This window comes from Methanococcus voltae PS (genome assembly GCF_024807035.1).
GTDB classification, from domain to species: domain Archaea; phylum AGJL01; class Methanococci; order Methanococcales; family Methanococcaceae; genus Methanococcus; species Methanococcus voltae.
The window spans coordinates 435,418-455,140 of sequence record NZ_JANUCQ010000002.1; the positions used below are offsets into that span (position 1 = coordinate 435,418).

Sequence of the window (19,723 nt, forward strand, 5' to 3'; positions counted from 1 at the left end):
TTAATTTTTTTATCAAATTTAATTATCTTTTTTTCCGTGCAATTTCTTTCCCAATTTTTTCCCCGGTATCCTTTAACCTACTTGCCACACTTCTTGGAACGTCGCCTTTTTCAGATAATATCTTTCCTATGATACTTGACAATAAAAATATTGCGTAAGTATGTTCTGATTTAGTTCTGTGTATATGGTGAGGCCTGATGTTCAAGTTATCGTATTCCTCGAAACTGTCCCCTAAAGTATCTTCACCAAAAGTAGTGTAGAGGTCTTTTCTCATATATACTAAAAGCTGATGTAATTGAATTAATTCATCATTATGCATTTAACCACCATGATAATATAGTAAACAAATAAAAAATACTAAAAATATATAATCGTAACTACTTATGGGTTAATTTTATTTATACATTTAGTAGTATTCTTATGATATCATATTGTTTTTAAATTAATCATATTTAAGCATATCTTATATATTAAAACGTTTTATGAAAAATACACTCAGAAGTAATATATTTAAGATGTCAATTAAATATTATATTTTAAGAAAAATAAAAATAGGGTGATATATTTAAAAATAAAAATAAAAATAAAAATACAATATATTATATTATATTATATTATTATTTAAATTCTGGAACTACTGCTCGTATAAACTCTTTTTTACCTTTTGTTAAATCCATTGTAGCGTCAATACCCATTTTTGCAGTTAATTTCATCTTATGGTCTGCTGAGGGGTCTAATGAAGAGCCTTTTGCACCATCTATGATTATAACATCTCTTGAACTTTGAACTCTTGTAGCTATTGCATATTCGACATCTACTGGGTTGTATATATCTATATCATCATCTACGATTACAACATGCTTTAAACTTGGGTGTGCTGCCAAAGCTGCCAATATTGCATTTTTACCATCGCCTTGTGTTTTTTTGTCGATTGATACAACAGCATGTAACCAACAGCAACTACCTTCGGTTAAAGCTACATTCTTAACAGATGGAACTGTGTTTCTAATTCCTTTAAACATTCTAGGTTCTTGAGGTAAACCCATCAAAATCTTATGCTCTGTTCCACCTGGGAGCAATGCGTGGAATATCGGGTCTTTTTTTGTCCTAAGCCCTGTTACTTTTATAACCGGTTGCTTTCTTATAACGTCGTATGTTCCAGTAATGTCAACAAATGGACCTTCATCATCATTTTTATTTGTTATTTTACCTTCGATTATAAACTCAGCTTCCGGGATTTCTAAATCAACAGTTTTACCCCTTATAGTTTTAATAGGCTTATTCATAATTGCAGAAGCGTATTTTAATTCGTTGAAAGAAACATCTCCGGAAGTTGATGCAGCCAAGAGTAAAGCAGGTTCTACACCAATTGCTATTGCAACATCTATGCCTTCCTTGCCTTCTTTTATTGCGTTTTCAATGTTTTTATGATATATGTAATGAAGGTGTCTTTGTTCAACCATTCTTATAACCAAATTTCCATCTGGTCTTATTAAAATTCTGTGGATTGAAGCATTTACGCCTTCGTCTTTATCCTTAACAATTACGATACCTGAAGTCAAGTAAGGTCCTGCATCTTCACCATAATATGTAGGAATAGGATATTCGATTATTTTTTGCACTTCATCGTCTACATATTGGTTTTCTAATTCCTTATCCAATACAAGTTCCCCGTTTGGCTCGTTTTCCATTGCTTTAATCATGTGATTCATCAAGTCTTCGGGCTTTATATTCAAACTTTTTGCAACATTCTCACGGGTGCATAAGTTACCCACTACCTTATAACCGTTTACATTTTCAATCATAACTGTATTGGCGTTACCTTTATCGTTATCGTTTAAAACCTTTGAAATTTCAAATATTTTGTTTGCTGAATCAATTTTTACTTTATCCAATGAATTTATAAATTTTCTGTAATCGCTTTCCATATTTTCCACTACATCACTACTTTTTTAATGAATATAATTTAATAAATTTATTAAAAATATACTATTTATAATTAAGGTGTAATTTCAGAGATAATGAAAAATAAAAAGTAAAATTTAAAGATAAATATGTAAAATTATGTATTAAAAAGAAAAATAAAATTTAAAATAATAAAATTTAAACTAATAAAAAAGAGTAAAAAATAAGAATTAAAGAATTAATTTGTATAATCACTATTGTCTCTTTTTTTACCATCTTTCGGATATTTCAATTTCCAACCTTTTTTAACCCATTCGTCATCGTAATTATTTTCTTCTGCCCATTGTTTTAAGAAGCTTTCCCATTTATTCCATAATTCTGCATAATTACGTTTTATTAATTCAATTTCCCCAGTTTCCATTGCGGGGCACATAAAACAACCTACCCTATCGAAATTCTGCTCATAAAGTACATTGTAAGGTGCTTCATTTCTTAAAATATAAACCCAAACGTGCATAGCTGTCCACTCTAATATAGGAGCTGCTAATGTTTGTTTTTTAATATTTGGACTTTGCCAAATTCTTGGTTTCTTTGAACGATTGATAGACTCGTATTTTCGTAATCCCACAAATGTAAGGCAACCTTTAGAGTATTTGGCATCTATTAAATCACCTAGAGGTCTTAATTTACATTCTTCACTACACCAACGATTATCTCTAGATGGTGGACCGTATGTTTTAACTAATTCCCAGAAATCACTTGATTTGGTTCTCAATATTTCCTTACCATAGTGTTTTTCCATTATATCAATGTTTTCTAGCGTCTCGTCAAATTCGATACCCGTGTCATTAAAGAGTATTTCATAAGATGCTTGGGATTTTTCAATTTCGGGGTCATTATTAAATGCGTTTCTTGCAAGTAAATAAACTACTAAACTGTCTTTACCGCCAGAATAAGCAACTGTTGGAGGTAAATTTATTTTTTCGGCAGTATTTCTCATGAAACCCACTGCTTGTGTTTCAAATTTATCCATTGGTGTTTTATTTGCTTCCACCATTGTTTTAAAGTCTGAAGTTACAGGATTCGTATTTGCAGGTCTTGGCTCTTCTGATTTCCTAACTTTTGCAATCATTCCTTTTTGGGCGTCTATCATTTCTTTATAGTCCATTCTTGCCCTACCGACACCTAAAATATCCATTTTACTTGCATCTATTTCTAGCGGGGTTTTTTCCAACAAATCAGTGTAAACTCCATTTACATCCCCATATTTAGATATTAATTCTTCGTTTTCAACTAATATGATTACATCGTCATCTGTTTTAATATCAGGTGACGCATAAGCTAAACCTGGTCTTAATATCGAAGCTCCTTTTAAAATATATGGGGGTACATCGTTCTTAATAACGATTATTTTTTTATTCACGGTTTCTATAAACCTTCTTGCCCCTTCAATCGTGGGAATAACTTTCCATTGACAGCTTTTTTCGTTGTAATTTAAAATACCAACTACTTGACCATCTAAAATTATCTCTTGCATATATTCGGTGCCTGGTACCTTATTTACTAAAGCTACCTTATTTTCAAAGATATTTTCAGTTATTCCAAATTGATTGTGTAATGTTTCATTTATAAGTATTATATCATTCTCAAATGCAGGTCTTGCATCTGCTGGAGGGGTTACTTTTACTTCAAATGTTTTATTACCACATTTTGAACATTCTTTATCCAAAACTGGTACGTTACATGTTTCACACCATCTTAAATGGATTTTTCCCAAAACTGTTTTCATAAATTCACCAAATAATTAAATAACTACCAAATATTACATATTTTTATAGTTTTATTTTTATTTTTATGTTACTATTTTTTATTTTTTTATTTTTTATTTTATCTTATTTTTAATTTTCTTCTTGTTCTTTTTGTTCCGATTCCTTTTTTAATAATAATTCTTCAATATTATTAATTTCATTTTCTCTTGCATCAGTTGCAGGGAATTTCGGTACTGCAAAACAGTGTAATTCTTTACTTGTTGATATTTTAAGCGTGCCTATTTTATCGGCTAACCTCATTATTTCAACTTTATCAAAACCGATTAGCGGTCTTAAAACTTGCAAATTTGTGCAACTACTGATTACCCTTAAATTTTTAAGTGTTTGAGAAGCGACCTGCCCCATATTATCTCCGTTTACTACAGCGTCGCATTTGTACTTGTATGCAAATTTTTCGGCAATCTTTAACATTTTTCTCTTACAGAATACACAAGTATATTTTTCTTTCTTCAATTCTATTAAATTATCTTTTATATCCCCTAAAGTTTCTTTAAAATCTACTTCAATATACTTTAAGCTTGGGTCGTAATCTTTTAAAATTTCAACCAATTTTTGAACTTTTTCAGAACCTTCTTCCGAAGTTTTCATGTGTAAAAGTACTAATTTACAGCCTCTTTTAGCCATCATAAATGCTGAAACTGGGCTATCAATACCGTCAGAGGTTAAAACCAACACTTTTCCTTGTGTACCCACAGGTAAACCGCCGATACCTTCAAAACGTTCACTGAATATGAATGAATAATCGTTTAATAACTCTATATCAATTGAAATATCCGGGCTAACTAAATCAACTTTTAAGTTATATTTACCACCCATTTCGCCACCTACTGCCATATTAACTTCTAATGAATTCATAGGGAACTTTTTTTGCATCCTTTGGGTTTTAATTCTAAAAGTTGTCTCTTTAGTATTATTATTATTTTTATTATTATTATTTTTATTATTATTATTATTTTTGTCATTTAATCGTTTTTCTACTTCTTCAAAAGCTTTTTCCTTTATTTTCTCAATTGTGGGCTCCATTATCACAGTACAAGGGCTAAATGAAACTATACCTGGAGTTCTAGCGAGCAAATCTTTTAATTTATCGGTATTTTGTTCTTCAGTTGCTACAAGCAATCTAGTATGCAATAAATACACGTTCACCTTGAAATTGTGCATTTCGCAGACTGATTTTATATTTTTTGCAAGTAAACGCTCAAATCGGTGCATGGTTTGTCTTGACTTTGTACCAATTTCCCCGTATCGTAATATAAAATAATTTAAATTTAAATCATTATTATCTATTTTTTTATTTAACTCATCTATTTGTTGCTTTTTTATTTCTTGTCGAGTTGATTGTTTCTTTACTTGGTTTATTTGTTCTACTTGTTTCACATGTTCTTCAGGGTTTTTTTGAGTGTTGCTATCCAATGTTTCACATCCTGTAGTCTAACTTATATCAGTATTGCATTACTTGTATTATTGTGTGATATCAATTATTAATTAAATTAAGAAATTATAATAACTATAATAATTTTTAAAATAGATTAATATAAAAATGGATTATCAAATATATAAAGATTTATTTAATTGAATTAATTTCGTAAAATAAAGTCTAAATCTTAAACATCGGTAAAAGATAAAAGATAAAAGATTAAAAAAAGAATTATTTAATTAAAATAAAAAAAATAAAGTTGTGGGCATTTTAGTGGTAATATTACATATATAGAGGTTATATCCATATTATTCCATTATTGGTATTTGTCATATGTTTTATTTAACATAAATTGGGCATATAATATCATATAATTTAAAATTATTAAAATATTAAATATATTTTATTATGTTATTTTATTATTTAATTGCATTTGCTAATTTTTTACCAATATCGTAGCAATTTACTAACTCTTCTTCGTCAGGGATGTAGTATAATTCGTAATTATCTAGAACATCAAACCCAGCTTCTTTTAATTCGTCTGCAATGAACTCAATAGCTCCCCCTCTTCCACCCATTGAACCAAATACAACGGATTTCTTTTTGTAGCCTGTTCTTGCAAATCTTAAACCTTTAATGTAGTACATTAAATCGCCAATACTTGGGTATGGTACGTCATTAATTGTAGGAATACCGAATAAGACTGCTTTACTGTCCAACATATCTTTTACGATTTCACTTCTTTCATCATTATGTAAATTATACATAACAACGTCGATACCTTCACTCATTAAACCTTCTGCCAAAGCATGTGCCATTTTTTGAGTTGAGCCGTGCATTGTATCATATACGATTGTAGCCTTATTTTCACATTGACCGGTTGCATACTTTTGATATTCTCCAATAGCTTTCATTGGGTCGGTCCAAATTTGACCATGTGATGGAGCTATCATTGTTATTTTATCGAGTAAACCTAATTCGATAACTTCATTGAACTTTTTAAGTACTAATTTAGATAGTGGAGTTATTAAGTTAGCGTAAAATTTCTTATTTGCATCGAGTAAAATGTTTTCAGGTATTTCATTGTCGTATCTTTCAGAGAAACAAAGGTGTTGTCCGAAAGCGTCATTTGAGAATAAAATTCCTTCTTCGTTGTACATTGTAAACATACTATCTGGCCAGTGTAATAATGGGGCTTCTAAGAATGTTAATGTTTTACCGCCTAAATCTAAAGTTTCAAGAGATTTTATAACTTTGAAATCCGCACCTTTTAAAGCAGGGTAGTGCTTTAACAATCCTTTAACTGCTACTTCGGTACAGTAAATCGGTGCTTCAGGGAATTTTCTATGAGCTTCCACTAATGCACCACTGTGGTCTTTTTCAACGTGATTTTGAACAATTGCATCGATTTTGAAAGGTTTTCCTTCTTTTTCACATGCGTCTTTGATTCTACCCCACATCTGCGCTGATTGTCCAGGGTATGTGTTATCTATCAAAACGGTTTTATCTTCGCCAAATACCAAAAAAGCGTTGTAAGTCGTACCTTTTAACGTGTAACCGTGGTACATTCTTATATCCCAATCCATGACACCAACCCAGTAAGTGCCATCTGCTATTTTAAAAGCGTCTGCTTTCATAATCGCTTCACCTCAAATTTTTATAGATTATTGATATATCATAAAATTACTGTAATACTGTAATACTGTAATACTGTAATACTGTAATAATTTATTGTGCTAACCATTTTCTAAATAATATCTATGTATGTACCCTATATATTATATTTATGGTGTGTAATTCGTCTTTTTTAAAAAAAAATTAACGAATATCGGATTATGTTTAATTAACGCCATTTATTCGATAATTATTTATGATTATATATGAATTTTAACAATATATTTATATATATTAATTGATTAATTAACTAATTCGTGATGAAATGATACAGATGTACTTATATGTAAAGTATATAATATAAAATTTAAAATTTAAAATTAATATTTACAAAAAATACTAATTATTTGGTGAATTTATGAAAAGTTCTGAAAATTATAAAATCGATTACCCTATTGATGTTAAGGAATTGAAAAAATACTGCAATCCATCTTATGTCGTAATAAGGGATGATAAATTAATTGTCTCAAATAAGAGATATGCAAAATTATCCAAAGAAAAAATGAAAAATATTGAAAAAGATTTTGGAATACCTGTTGTTTACTCACGAGTTTATGAGGAGATTTCTGAAAAAATGGGTAGGTTTGTAGCAAAATACAACATTATAAACCCTCGAAATAACATTGTCGTTGGTTTAAGTGGTGGAAAAGATAGTCTTGCATTATTGCATCTTTTGGAACCATATAGACGTAAGTTTGGTATATCCATAACTGCCATTACTGCCGATTTAAACATTGATGGTAAAAGACCTTGGGGCAATATTGAAGAAAATACTCATTTAAAAAAGGTACATGAACAGTGTGAACACTTGCGAATACCTCATAAAATAATTAGTCATTGTGGTAACGTTGTGGAAATGTCAAGATATTTAACAGAAAATGCAAAGGTAAAAGGTATAGAATACTCACCTTGCTTCTCTTGTTCACTTACTAGAAGACATATAATTACGAATTACATCCATGATAATTGTGAAACTTTTGAAACAAACGGAACCGATGAAAATAAAAAAAATAACTCTAAGAATTATAATAACCATAAAAATTATAAGATAGCTTTTGGTCATACTCTTGAAGATAATTCCGATACAATACTTGCGAATATGTTTAAAGGAGATAAGATAAAATCTTTAGCACCTATTAAAGAATTTACCCCTATGAATGTGCCTTTTGACGAATTTGGTTTCAATTTGGACTTAAAACCTTGCACGATTATAAGACCGATATTAGCAATTAAAGAAGAGAAAATAGTTAAGGCACTTGAAGAATGTGACATTTGGTACTATAAAGATAAAGACGAATGTCCATACAGTAGGGCAAACGGTGACGGAATTAGGAAAAGAGCTCACTTTGTATTAAAAGACCTTGAAAAAAATATTCCAAATGTTCGGGAAATGGTTATATCATCTACTTTAAAGACTATTGGTGATGATTTCGAATAATCACCATTTATTAATTAACCTAAAAGGTTAAAGCCTCAGAGCTCATACGGTTCATCATACATACTTTAAATTTAAAAATATCTTTAAATTTAAAATATTCAGGTAGCTTAATTCATCATCGGCTTAATTATCAATATTTATTTAATTATTTAATTATTTAATTTTATTTTTCATTTTAGATATATATAATTAGTAGATTTAATTAACAGATATTATAGAAAATATAAATAACATATTTTATTGTTCTTATTTATTACAAATTATAAAAATATAAGGGAAATTATGAAATTTTTAATACTCGATGGATATACAGACGAACCTGCAGGGCTTGGAGTTCCACCATACCTGGGCACTTACCCGAGATATGTTGCAGGAGCATTGTATAAATATAAACAAGATGTTAGTTACACGACTATCGATAAACTTAGGGAAGATTTAACAGAATATAATGGTAAAGGAATAGATTATTTAAACAGATACGATGCAATAATCGCTATTTGTGGATTCCATACGCCTGGAAAATACATAAACGCAAATCCTGCAACTCTTAGAGAGTTTGTTTCTATTATGCATAACTTTAAGGGTTATAAGATGCTTGGAGGCCCTGTGGCCACCAAATTTGGGTCTTCGATGGAAGGGGGCAAAATTCACAACGATGATAATTTAAAATATTTCTTTGATTTTGTAGTTGAAGGAGATATTGAAATTGTATTAAACGATATAATTTCTGAATTTGTAGAAAATAATTTAATCGGTGCGAATAACAAAAAGAATGTTATTTCAAAAATTAATTCAAAGGTTAATTCTTTGAAAACACGTGAATATGATGAAATTAGAGAATTTGCAATATTGGGGGCAAATATTGTAAAAATGCACCCCAATTATCCAAATATTATATTAGAACTTGAAACATACCGAGGTTGTTCCCGTGCTTTAAGTGTCGAAGGAAATGAAGGCAATAATTGTGGTTGTAGTTTTTGTACAGAGCCTAAAAGATATGGAAGTCCCAAGTTTAGAGTAATTTCCGATATAATTGAAGAAGTAAAAGCACTTGCACAGAATGGCGTTAAATACTATAGGGTAGGTCGTCAACCGTGTATGTTTTCTTATATGAGCGAAGAATCTGAGAAATATGAAATCCCCAAACCAAATCCTGAAGCACTTGAAAAACTGTTTAAAGGAATATATAGTGTTGCAAATCCTAAGGTATTACATATTGATAATGCAAATCCCTCAGTTATTGCACGTCACGAAGTTGAAAGCAGAGCAATTGCTAAAACACTTGTGAGATATTGTACGGGAGGTAATACTGCAGCTTTCGGGGTTGAAAGCTTTGATAGAAAAGTTATTGAAAAGAATTGCCTACTTACAGAACCTGAAGACGTCTTTAAAGCTGTTCAGATATTAAATGAAGAAGGTGGAAAAAGAAGCGATAGCGGTCTTCCTTACCTATTACCCGGTATAAATCTATTATTTGGACTTAAAGGAGAGAATAAAAATACCTTTGAAACAAACTATGAAAATCTTATGGAAATATACGATGCAGGGCATATGTTAAGAAGAATAAATATACGTCAGGTTGTGCCATTCTTTGGAACTAATATTACAGAAAAAGATATTAAAAAGGCTCAGAAATTCAGGCATAAGTTTTTGACATTTCGTGAAAAGATTAGGAATGAGATAGATAATCCAATATTAAAACGAATGGTTCCTAAAGGAACAGTTTTAAAGGATGTATTTGTAGAACTTAAAGAACGGGATAATTTGTATTTTGGTCGGCAATTTGGAAGTTATCCGCTACTTGTTGGTATAGATACATCGAATAAAGAAGATAGGGATATTATAGAGATAGGAAAATACTACGATATTGAGGTAACAGACTATGGTAAAAGGTCCATTACAGGGAAAATCATTAAAAAATAGTTTTTTATCCATTTTCTTAATATTTCTATCTTTAAATTTTTCATTATTAGGTAGTGGTTGTATAGATAATTCAAGTAATAAGATATCTAGTTATACCTATGAAATTAACTTAACAGATTCAAAATTAATAGATGAAAAAAGTACTAAAAAGAACTATTTTTTAAATTTAACATTTTATGATAACGAAAAAGTTAATATAAATTTAAAAGATTTGGGGTTGAATAAATCAAACCAGATACAAATACCGTATAAATTTGAAAATAAAAGTAATATGTACATCATATCATATTTGTTAAAAGATAACGGTTCAGGAATTGATATAAATGTCCAAATAGATAAGAATAACGGCACATTGTATTTAAAATCTAACTATCTATCTAAAAAAGGCATATTTCCTAATGATACTAAATTTAATGTTTTAAATGTGGAAAATAACATTTAACCAGTGTATTCTTTATTTTATAAGGATATAACTAGGATTTTAGCGGTTAATCTTATTTATTATATCTTATTTTTTATAAAATCGACTATAAATCTAATTTTAATACCGGATTATAGTATAAAATTTTAAATCCTATCTTTTTTAGCTATAAATACTATACGACCTTCTATAGGGGTATTCATATTCATTTTGTAAATCTTTGCAAATAAAGCAGATTATATAAAAATATGACTTTTTAAGGGTTTTAAAAATTAATAGTATATAAACTTTTTCCCATAGTTATATAAATGGTAAAAAATAAAATAAGGTTTATGTTTTTAATCGTGATTTTAAAAAAAATCGTTTTTAAAATTATATTTAAAATTATTTAATTATTTAATTATTTAATTATTTAAAATTGTTTTTGACTTATGAGTTAAATTTACACAAATATGGAAAATTAATGGTTAATTTAAAATCCATATGATTGTTTTAGAGGAGATTTAATGACACTTATTGAAGTAAATAATCTATATAAAATTTTTGGGAAAAAGCCTGAAAAAGCATACCCATTAATCGAAGAAGGACTGAATAGAACCGAAATTAAAGAACGTGTCGGTAATGTTGTAGGTCTTAGAAATATTAATTTTGAAGTTAAGGCAGGCGAAATATTCGTTGTAATGGGTCTTTCAGGGAGTGGTAAATCCACTCTTTTGAGGTGTATAAACAGATTAATTCCTACAACTAGTGGTAGGATACTAATTGACGGCACAAACATTTGCGACCTATCAAAAAAAGAACTAAGGGATATTAGAACAAAATATTTTGGAATGGTTTTTCAAAAATTCGGATTATTACCAAATAGAACTGTTTTAGATAACGTAGCTTTAGGATTAGAAGTTCAAAAAATGCCTCAAAATGAGCGTTATGAAAAATCTGAAAAGGCTATTGAATTAGTTGGTTTATCAGGCTGGGAACAGAGTAAGATAACAGAGTTAAGTGGCGGTATGCAACAACGTGTTGGTATTGCAAGAGCTTTGTCAATCGACCCTAAGATATTATTAATGGATGAGCCATTTAGTGCGTTAGACCCTATTATAAGAGTAGAAATGCAAGAACTATTGCTTAAAATCCAAAAGAGAATGAAAAAGACTATTATATTTATCACCCACGATTTAAATGAGGCTATTAAACTTGGGGATAAAATTATGATATTAAATGAACAGGGAGAACTTGTTCAAATGGGTACCCCCGAAAAGATACTTTTAGAGCCTGCGAACGATTTTGTAGAGTCTTTTGTTAAAGAAGTTGACAAAACTACCGTTATACGTGTAGAAATGTTAATGAAAAAACCAAAAATGACAATTACAATTGATACGGATATTTCTTCAGCTATTCAAACTCTTGAAAAATTAGAAATGGATTACGCTTACGTCTTAGATGGTGGAAAATACGTAGGTATTGTTGAAACAGAGCAGTTAAAAGCTTGCAAATCAGTTGCAGGTTGTATTATTAAAACAAAAACTGTGGAAGATATTAAAACAATAAACCAAGTATTACCAGTATTTATAACTTCTGAACACCCTGTACCAGTTGTTGATATAGATGGTTTATTTATGGGATATGTGGATTTAAAGGACGTAGTAGAAGTAATTAAAGACTAAAAAATAATTAATTTAGTTAAATAGTAAAAATAATGGCAAAATAATAATATAAAAACATAAATTAGAGAGTGAAATTTTGTATGAAGAAATAATTCCTAAAATTGAAATAGGTAATTTACTTGTAGATTTTATAAATTACCTTGTTGATAACTACTCTTGGTTTTTTGATGGTTTATCTGAAATTATAAAATATGTTGTAACTCTTTTTAACGACGGACTTTTAATAATCCCTCCATTAATATTTGTAGCAATTATAGCTTTAATTGTCTGGAAAGTGGTTAATTTAAAAACAGTTCCTTTTGCAATTGTATTTTTAATAACCATTATAAGTATGGGACTTTGGGAAATCTCAATGAATACCCTTGCTTTGATAATAACTTCGACTTTAATCGCTTTAATTATTGGTATACCGTTGGGAATATTAAAAGCTCGTAGTAAAAAGATTGAATTGTTGCTAAATCCATTACTTGATTTTATGCAAACTTTGCCATCTTTGGCTTATTTAATACCTGCGGTGCTCTTCTTTGGAACAGGTGTTGCGCCAGGGGTATTATCAACGGTAATATTTGCGATGCCCCCTACAATCAGGTTAACTGCATTAGGTATTGAACAAGTTTCTAATCAGCTTGTAGAAGTTGGTGAGTCATTTGGGGCAACTTCTTGGCAGATATTGACCAAAATAGAATTACCTACAGCTATGCCCTCCATACTCATGGGAATAAATCAAACGATATTACTTTCCTTCTCAATGGTTGTAATTTCTGGATTTATTGGTTCAGGTGGTTTGGGAGATTCCATTATTTCTGGAATTCAGAGATATAGTTTAGCCCCGGCACTTGAAGCGGGCATTGCTGTAACATTTTTAGCTGTGATTTTTGATAGAATTACCAGAAATCTTGTTAAAAATAGTTAATAATCAAGTAAATAAAGTAATTAGTTAATTTACATTGGCTAATTTAAATTTTCATTAATAATCTTACAAATATTAATAATATTTATTTAAATTAAAATAAACTCAAAGGTGTTAATTTGGACATTAAACCAATGAATTATTTAAAAAGTTCAAACATTGCGAAAGTATTGATAGTTGCATTATTAGGACTAATGGTAACTTTTGCAGGATGTGTCGGATCAGATGATTCGACAGATAAAAGCGACGAAAAAGTCGTAAAATTAGGATTACCTCCTTGGCCTGGCGCTACAGTTAAATCAGAAGTAGTAAAAGAAATACTTGAATCAAAAGGATACACTGTTGAATTAATGAAATTAGATGCAGGTATCGTATACGCTCAGATGGCAGATGGCGAATTAGATGGTACAGTTGCAGCATGGATGCCTGTTACACATGCCGAATACTGGAAACAGTATGGCGATAAACTAGATAAAGCAAATGCTAACTTAGATGTAGCTTGTGTTGGTTTAGCAGTACCTACTTACGTATATGATAGCGGAATAAAATCTGTTGCTGATTTAAAAGGCAATGGTGAAAAATTCGACGGTACAATCGTAGGTATCGAACCTGGTGCAGGTGTTGTAATTAATACAGAAAAAGCACTTACAGACTATGAATTAGCAGACTTTAAATTAAAAACTAGCAGTACACCTGCTATGATTGCAGAATTGGATAAAGCAATTAAAAACGAGAAATTTGTTGTAGTTACTCTTTGGGAACCACAATCCGCATTTGTTAAATTCAACATCACAATGTTGGAAGACCCTAAAAAGGTTTACGGCGGTACAGAACAAGTGTACACAATCGTTAGACAAGACTTTAAGGACGATAATCCTGAAGTATATTCATTCTTCCAAAAATTCAACATATCCTCTGCAACTCAGAGCGAATGGGTATACAAATACAGTGACTTAAATGAAGACCCTTCAGAAATTGCAAAAGAATGGATTAAAAACAATCCTGAAGCAGTTGCTGAATGGACTAAAGACATGAATTAAGTCATTCCTTTCTTTTTTTTATTTATTTTTACGTTATTAGTTGATATTTATATTTAATATTATATTTTTTAAGGATATTTGCGGTATTTTACGGAATTATGATAGTGTTCTGAAATCTATATTTTAACCATTATTTTTAAAAAAAGCACATTTTATTGTTTTTCGACGTTAGTATATAAAGCAGACAAAATATAGAAATTGTCAGTTAAAAATTTCCGGACAAAACTACCCAATTAAGTAATTTAAAAATTTGACTATTTAAGTATATAATTACTTAAATACTTAGATATATAAGTATTTGAATATTTTACTATTTAAGTATTTAAGTAATTATATTTAAACTAAAAAAGGTTAATTATAAATTTAATAAAAAATAAAAGGTAATATGATAATTAAAAAGGCAAAGGGAAAATATGCGGACGGATATAATTAATAGCCATAATGTTCAGAAAAATGGTTCTAAATATAACTCTAAAGGTAATCAAAACAAACAATACAAGGTTAAAAAACACTATTGTAAAGAATGGTTAACTAAGGAAGAACTTAAGGTTTTCATAGATGCTATAGACTATAGCGAACATCGATTATTCTTTAAAATGCTATATGGAATGGCCTTACGGGTTTCAGAATTGTTAAAAGTAAAAGTACAAGATTTACAACTTAAAGAAGGAGTTTGTAAATTATGGGATACAAAAACGGATTATTTTCAAGTTTGTTTAATACCCGACTGGCTTATTAATGACATTAAAGAGTATATAGTACTTAAAGGCCTAAGTGGCGAAGATGAATTATTTAGATTTAATAATCGCAAATACGTATGGGAACTTGCCAAAAAGTATTCAAAAAAAGCGGACTTGGACAAGGATATATCTACCCATACATTTAGGAGAAGTAGGGCACTACACCTCTTAAATGATGGCGTACCACTTGAAAAGGTTAGTAAATATTTACGTCATAAGTCAATTGGGACTACTATGAGTTATATTAGAATAACAGTTGTAGATTTAAAACAGGAATTGGATAAAATTGATGATTGGTACGACTTATAAAATATTATAAAATAATTTATAAATTATAAATAATTTGAAGATTTAAAGTAAAATAAAGATATTATGAACGAATTGAACGAATTAAAAAATCCGGACAAAATAGATGAAAATATTTCTAAAAATGATGAAAATATTGATAGTAGTAAGGAAGATTTAGGCGATTTAAACCAGGTAACACAGTTGGATGAGTTAGATAAGCTAAAAAATAATCTAAATTCCAAATATAAAGTATATAAAACATCTAAATATCTTACAAAGAAAAAAGTTGAAGAGATTATTCAAAAGGACTACGATGAAATAATTATGCCTCAATCGATATATAATCTAATGGATGAAAAAAATAAAAGTTCTATGGAAAAGCTAAGATTATGTGGAGTTATCATAAAGACTACCGATAACGTTGGTAGACCTAAAAAAATTACGAAATATGATAAATACAGGATAAAAGAGCTTCTCGTAGATGGAAAGAGTGTTCGTAAAACTGCGGAAATAATGAATATGAAAAAAACCACAGTTTGGGAAAACATTAAAGATAGCATGGATGAAATAAAAATTGAAAAATTTAGAAAACTGATTTATGAGTATAAAGAATTACTTATTTTACAAGACCGTTATGGTTCTTATATAGAAAGTTTATTCTTAGAGCTTGATGTTTACATCAATAATAAGGATATGGAAAATGCTCTTGAAATATTGAATAAAATAATAATCTATGCAAAATCTGAAGATAATTCCGTTAAATAAGAAAACAAAAATAAAATATGACAAAAATAAAATAAAATAAAATAACAATAATGTTAATAATAACAATAAGAAAAATAGTATAAATATATAGTTGAATAATTAATTAAATTTTAATTAATAATTATTCTTCTTTTTCTACTTTTTCGTTTTTCTTGTATTCCATGTATCCACATTTACCGCATGCGAATCTGTTTAAGTGTTCTGCCATAAATACTCCTTCTCCACATTTAGGGCATGATTTTTTTAATCTTTCTACTTTTTCGCCATCAATTTTGTAGTAATCTGACTTTTTTGTTTTTTGTGCCATAATTATTCCTCCTTTAAATACATAATTAAGTACTGGTTGTTTTTATCCAAATTAATAGTTTAAGTAATTATATTTAGTTAAATTTTAATTAGTATTAGTTATAGTTAGTTATATTTAGTTATTAAGTTTAATTATTCTTGAGCTTCTTCTGCTTCTTCAACAATCTTGTTTTTCTCAATGATTGATTTCTTTTCGATTGAGTTCATAGCTTCTTCGCTTTCGTAAATTTTAGCATATCCTTTTGCTTCCATTGTACCGAATTCTTGTGCTAATTCATCAATTACTAACAATTGTTTGTTTGCGTTTAAAATAGCAACTAATTTCATTTTAACATCTTTTACTGCAGGTGTAGCACCTTCGTATGTTAATGCAAATTTTACTTCTTTTCTACCTAATAAAGGGTTGTTTTTCTCTGAAACTACTTTTATTTCCATGATTTCACCATAAATTATTTTTATATATCTTATTTTCTAATTTTCTAAATTTTATATAAGACAGATATTTTATATTTTATTAGCATTTGCTTAGAATATACGAAATATCTTAATCAATTAGCATTATAATATAAAACAATATCATATGATAAGTACTACATACGTACTACATACTACCTTAAGATATTTAAATATTAAGTCGTAATAGTCGATAGATGAATAGTGGGATAATCAAATTATTATATCATCATAATTATTATATCATAATATATTGTAATCCATATTCCATAACAATATACGATTATTTATAGTTATTTATTGATTATTATTGATTATGGGAAAAATATTACAATTCAATAATTGATTACTTCCTTTATGAAATTATTTTTTATGTCAATATCTTGTTTAAATTATATAAAATCCTTTATTACAACTATTTCTATTTTTATAATATGTAATAATAATAATAATAATATTAATAGTAATATTATTAAAAAGGACTTTTTCTAAATTTAAAAAGAATTTCATTAACATAGTGTTTTAATTCTTCCGTTATCTTAACAACTACTACTCCTTCATCCGGTTGACCATAGAATATATAGCAACCTATTGGAAAGTATTTTATTACAGGAATTGTTAATAAATCCTCTTCTCCTGTAACTATTAAAGCTACTTCTCTATCATCTATGTCAGATAAGTATTTAATTATTTCCATTGATGTTTGAGATATAGTACCTGCAGGGTTATCAACATTGTATACTTTTTTAAATGTGTGAGGTATATCTACCGGTATATCCCTCTTAGTTTTAAAATCCAAAATTGATAAATTAGGAATTACCCCATACTCTACTAGGTTTTTAGTAGTAACGTCACCAATTGCAATTATTAAATTATTATCTGATACAGATATATCTTTTTTAAAGACTTCAGGAATATTAGGATATAATTTACCTAAAGGCTTTTTCAGTAAAGGTTGTACTTCTTCAGTTACTATGTAATTACACATAAAATCACAAGATTGTTAATATATTTTATATATTATATATTATTCGTTGGTTGGTTAGTTTATTTAATTATCATTAGCTTTAGTATATTAATTTATATTAATTTATATTAAAATATATCAATTTTAGTAATTATTTTACGGATAACGCATATTTGCCTTTAATATCTTTTTGAGCTATTTTAGCAACTTCTGAATGTACCGGGTCTAATATAATTAATAAACCTCTGATATTCTCAGATGTTTCATTCTGACATATTGGACAAAAATCGTCATGAGTGATATAATTACATTTTGTACATGCTTTTAATCCTTTTCTTGCCATGTTTGCCCTCCTAATTTTGATTATTGATAGTATTGGTAAGTTTAATAAGTATTATTGTAAAAGATAAAAATAATTAGTAGTAAAATATTTAAAATAAGATATAATAATCCATAGAATTCTATAGGTATATTAAAAATTAATTTTATATTTATTTAAATCATTAGTTAATATAAAGTTAAATCATTATTTTAAATAATCACTATATAAATTTCTATTATTAGCTTTATTATTTTTATTATTTTTATTCTTTATTTTAGTTTTATTTTATTTATTACTAATTTAGTATTTAATTTAATATTTAATTTAATATTTAATTTAACATTTTATTCAGCATTTTCCATTGCTTCTAATTTCTGTTCTTCGAGCCATTCTAATTTACCAAGTGCAGGTTGTCTCATAGTTAAAGCTATTTTGCTACCTCTTTTTCTGTCCTCTTTCAAGCTGACTGCAACAATTCTTGCTCTTACCTTGTCACCTTTTTCAAGAACTTTTCCGGTCTCTTTTCCGATAATAGCTTCTCTTTGTGGGTCAAATGCAACATAATCATCCATAACTTGGGAAATGTGTATTAAACCATCCAAAGGTCCAAGTCTTATGAAAGCACCAAACTCAACAATATCAACAATTTCACCCTCAATTATTTCGTGAACTTCTGGTTCGTAAGTGAGGATATTAAATGTGGTATCGTGGTATGCTGCACCATCACCGTATATAATATCTCCTTCGGATATCTGGTCAATGTCTTCAATTGCTAAAATGAAGCCAAGTTCTTTGTCCAATATTCCTTCGTATTTTTCCATTAAAACCTTTTGAACATTTTCTTTCAAAGGTTTTCCGAACATTTTTGGAGGAATTCTTATTGTATCTTCAATAGTTAATATTTTGTACATGTAAACACCTCTCTCTTCTAAAAGCCTGGGCATAAAATAAAGAGCATTATTTTTGAGATTCGTCAATTTGTAGTTTAAGTTTATAATTCACAATCTAGTAAGTTATAATGAAATATAAGATTAAAGATTAATAGTTAATAAATGTATTCAATAAACTTTAATTAATTTAATTAATTAAATATAAAACAGTATCGATAATACAGCACAGGTAATATCATAACTATATAATAATTTTATAATATATAAATACATACCTAAAAATATATTGAAAAATGAAGTCAAAGGAAAATTAAAAATATCCGATAATTCAAATATTTAGGAAAATAAATCAACGAAACATTTATATACTATGGGTGCTATCCTATAGTATGCTCTTGTGAGTTAGTGAAGTAAAACAGAAAGCAAGATGCCCTAACGAATTAGAAATTAGTTCGATTTTTAAAATGGGCCCGTGGCCTAGTCTGGATACGGCACCGGCCTTCTAAGCCGGGGATCGGGGGTTCGAATCCCTCCGGGTCCGCTCTTTAATTAAATAAAATATATATGAAACTATTATAAATTGTAAATTAATATGTCAAATACGGACTTTTAGCTAACGCTATGAATAAGATAAAGTATCTTGCTCCAGTGGTGTAGTCCGGCCAATCATGCGGGCCTTTCGAGCCCGCGACTCGGGTTCAAATCCCGGCTGGAGCACTTTTTTTATAAACGATTTTTAAATTGATATATTCAAATATTTTATTTTTTATT

At 28.7% G+C, this 19,723-nt stretch carries 18 protein-coding genes and 2 tRNA genes; 10 read left to right on the plus strand and 10 right to left on the minus strand.

Translation table 11 applies throughout. From position 1 onward, the window contains the following. Window positions 1-22 precede the first annotated feature (22 nt). From M2325_RS05250 to M2325_RS05270, 5 genes are all read right to left on the minus strand, one after another. Window positions 23-319 (minus strand): UPF0058 family protein, encoded by a 297-nt coding sequence (locus tag M2325_RS05250; RefSeq protein ID WP_259051786.1) that lies wholly within the window; start codon window positions 317-319, stop codon window positions 23-25. Between the two features lie 298 nt (window positions 320-617). After that, complete coding sequence (locus tag M2325_RS05255; protein ID WP_209591128.1) at window positions 618-1,928, minus strand: UbiD family decarboxylase; 1,311 nt, start codon at window positions 1,926-1,928, stop codon at window positions 618-620. A gap of 215 nt (window positions 1,929-2,143) precedes the next feature. Continuing rightward, a complete protein-coding gene (locus M2325_RS05260; RefSeq protein WP_259051788.1) occupies window positions 2,144-3,694 on the minus strand; it encodes a phosphoadenosine phosphosulfate reductase domain-containing protein in 1,551 nt (516 codons plus the stop codon). Between the two features lie 109 nt (window positions 3,695-3,803). Continuing rightward, on the minus strand, window positions 3,804-5,042 hold the full coding sequence (thiI, locus tag M2325_RS05265; RefSeq protein WP_259051930.1) for a tRNA uracil 4-sulfurtransferase ThiI: 1,239 nt from the start codon (window positions 5,040-5,042) through the stop codon (window positions 3,804-3,806). Between the two features lie 528 nt (window positions 5,043-5,570). Next, a complete protein-coding gene (locus tag M2325_RS05270) occupies window positions 5,571-6,788 on the minus strand; it encodes an FprA family A-type flavoprotein (RefSeq protein WP_259051791.1) in 1,218 nt (405 codons plus the stop codon). A 395-nt stretch (window positions 6,789-7,183) separates the two neighbouring features. On the opposite strand from M2325_RS05270, the gene M2325_RS05275 reads away from it, so the two are divergent. From M2325_RS05275 to M2325_RS05310, 8 genes are all read left to right on the plus strand, one after another. Beyond that, the gene (locus tag M2325_RS05275) at window positions 7,184-8,263 is read left to right on the plus strand and encodes a tRNA lysidine(34) synthetase (RefSeq protein WP_259051793.1); all 1,080 of its coding nucleotides are present in this window, start codon (window positions 7,184-7,186) and stop codon (window positions 8,261-8,263) included. A gap of 282 nt (window positions 8,264-8,545) precedes the next feature. Next, a complete protein-coding gene (locus M2325_RS05280; RefSeq protein WP_209631726.1) occupies window positions 8,546-10,186 on the plus strand; it encodes a radical SAM protein in 1,641 nt (546 codons plus the stop codon). After that, window positions 10,146-10,628, plus strand: a complete 483-nt coding sequence (locus M2325_RS05285) for a hypothetical protein (protein ID WP_259051796.1) — start codon at window positions 10,146-10,148, stop codon at window positions 10,626-10,628. Before M2325_RS05280 ends, M2325_RS05285 begins: the two co-directional genes overlap by 41 nt. A gap of 485 nt (window positions 10,629-11,113) precedes the next feature. After that, a complete protein-coding gene (locus M2325_RS05290; RefSeq protein ID WP_209591056.1) occupies window positions 11,114-12,271 on the plus strand; it encodes a quaternary amine ABC transporter ATP-binding protein in 1,158 nt (385 codons plus the stop codon). 76 nt (window positions 12,272-12,347) lie between these two features. Beyond that, window positions 12,348-13,184 (plus strand): ABC transporter permease, encoded by an 837-nt coding sequence (locus tag M2325_RS05295; protein ID WP_209591057.1) that lies wholly within the window; start codon window positions 12,348-12,350, stop codon window positions 13,182-13,184. A 116-nt stretch (window positions 13,185-13,300) separates the two neighbouring features. Further along, on the plus strand, window positions 13,301-14,221 hold the full coding sequence (locus M2325_RS05300) for a glycine betaine ABC transporter substrate-binding protein (protein WP_245314129.1): 921 nt from the start codon (window positions 13,301-13,303) through the stop codon (window positions 14,219-14,221). 413 nt (window positions 14,222-14,634) lie between these two features. After that, entirely contained in the window at window positions 14,635-15,270 is a 636-nt protein-coding gene (locus M2325_RS05305) for a tyrosine-type recombinase/integrase (protein WP_209591058.1), read from the plus strand. 63 nt (window positions 15,271-15,333) lie between these two features. Beyond that, window positions 15,334-16,014, plus strand: a complete 681-nt coding sequence (locus tag M2325_RS05310; protein ID WP_259051798.1) for a helix-turn-helix domain-containing protein — start codon at window positions 15,334-15,336, stop codon at window positions 16,012-16,014. A gap of 121 nt (window positions 16,015-16,135) precedes the next feature. Here the strand turns inward: M2325_RS05310 and M2325_RS05315 are convergent, their stop codons facing one another. The 5 genes from M2325_RS05315 to M2325_RS05335 form a co-directional block, all read right to left on the minus strand. Then, the gene (locus M2325_RS05315) at window positions 16,136-16,321 is read right to left on the minus strand and encodes a 30S ribosomal protein S27ae (RefSeq protein ID WP_209591060.1); all 186 of its coding nucleotides are present in this window, start codon (window positions 16,319-16,321) and stop codon (window positions 16,136-16,138) included. A gap of 131 nt (window positions 16,322-16,452) precedes the next feature. Beyond that, on the minus strand, window positions 16,453-16,755 hold the full coding sequence (locus M2325_RS05320; RefSeq protein ID WP_209591061.1) for a 30S ribosomal protein S24e: 303 nt from the start codon (window positions 16,753-16,755) through the stop codon (window positions 16,453-16,455). Between the two features lie 490 nt (window positions 16,756-17,245). Continuing rightward, window positions 17,246-17,761: a GTP-dependent dephospho-CoA kinase family protein gene (locus tag M2325_RS05325; RefSeq protein WP_209591062.1), complete on the minus strand. Its 516-nt coding sequence runs from the start codon at window positions 17,759-17,761 to the stop codon at window positions 17,246-17,248. A 130-nt stretch (window positions 17,762-17,891) separates the two neighbouring features. Next, window positions 17,892-18,083: a transcription elongation factor subunit Spt4 gene (spt4, locus tag M2325_RS05330; protein WP_209591063.1), complete on the minus strand. Its 192-nt coding sequence runs from the start codon at window positions 18,081-18,083 to the stop codon at window positions 17,892-17,894. Between the two features lie 323 nt (window positions 18,084-18,406). Beyond that, the gene (locus tag M2325_RS05335) at window positions 18,407-18,973 is read right to left on the minus strand and encodes a DNA-directed RNA polymerase (RefSeq protein ID WP_259051810.1); all 567 of its coding nucleotides are present in this window, start codon (window positions 18,971-18,973) and stop codon (window positions 18,407-18,409) included. A gap of 445 nt (window positions 18,974-19,418) precedes the next feature. On the opposite strand from M2325_RS05335, the gene M2325_RS05340 reads away from it, so the two are divergent. Together M2325_RS05340 and M2325_RS05345 are read left to right on the plus strand one after the other, a co-directional pair. Continuing rightward, window positions 19,419-19,493 (plus strand) — tRNA-Arg (locus M2325_RS05340). 101 nt (window positions 19,494-19,594) lie between these two features. Continuing rightward, a tRNA-Glu gene (locus tag M2325_RS05345) sits at window positions 19,595-19,669 on the plus strand. Window positions 19,670-19,723 lie beyond the last annotated feature (54 nt).

Coding starts and splice junctions, on each gene's coding strand:
- M2325_RS05250 (WP_259051786.1), bottom strand. CDS start 319: ATGCATAATGATGAATTAATTCAATTACATCAGCTTTTAGTATATATG.
- M2325_RS05255 (WP_209591128.1), bottom strand. CDS start 1,928: ATGGAAAGCGATTACAGAAAATTTATAAATTCATTGGATAAAGTAAAA.
- M2325_RS05260 (WP_259051788.1), bottom strand. CDS start 3,694: ATGAAAACAGTTTTGGGAAAAATCCATTTAAGATGGTGTGAAACATGT.
- M2325_RS05270 (WP_259051791.1), bottom strand. CDS start 6,788: ATGAAAGCAGACGCTTTTAAAATAGCAGATGGCACTTACTGGGTTGGT.
- M2325_RS05275 (WP_259051793.1), top strand. CDS start 7,184: ATGAAAAGTTCTGAAAATTATAAAATCGATTACCCTATTGATGTTAAG.
- M2325_RS05280 (WP_209631726.1), top strand. CDS start 8,546: ATGAAATTTTTAATACTCGATGGATATACAGACGAACCTGCAGGGCTT.
- M2325_RS05285 (WP_259051796.1), top strand. CDS start 10,146: ATGGTAAAAGGTCCATTACAGGGAAAATCATTAAAAAATAGTTTTTTA.
- M2325_RS05290 (WP_209591056.1), top strand. CDS start 11,114: ATGACACTTATTGAAGTAAATAATCTATATAAAATTTTTGGGAAAAAG.
- M2325_RS05305 (WP_209591058.1), top strand. CDS start 14,635: ATGCGGACGGATATAATTAATAGCCATAATGTTCAGAAAAATGGTTCT.
- M2325_RS05310 (WP_259051798.1), top strand. CDS start 15,334: ATGAACGAATTGAACGAATTAAAAAATCCGGACAAAATAGATGAAAAT.
- M2325_RS05315 (WP_209591060.1), bottom strand. CDS start 16,321: ATGGCACAAAAAACAAAAAAGTCAGATTACTACAAAATTGATGGCGAA.
- M2325_RS05320 (WP_209591061.1), bottom strand. CDS start 16,755: ATGGAAATAAAAGTAGTTTCAGAGAAAAACAACCCTTTATTAGGTAGA.
- M2325_RS05325 (WP_209591062.1), bottom strand. CDS start 17,761: ATGTGTAATTACATAGTAACTGAAGAAGTACAACCTTTACTGAAAAAG.
- spt4 (WP_209591063.1), bottom strand. CDS start 18,083: ATGGCAAGAAAAGGATTAAAAGCATGTACAAAATGTAATTATATCACT.
- M2325_RS05335 (WP_259051810.1), bottom strand. CDS start 18,973: ATGTACAAAATATTAACTATTGAAGATACAATAAGAATTCCTCCAAAA.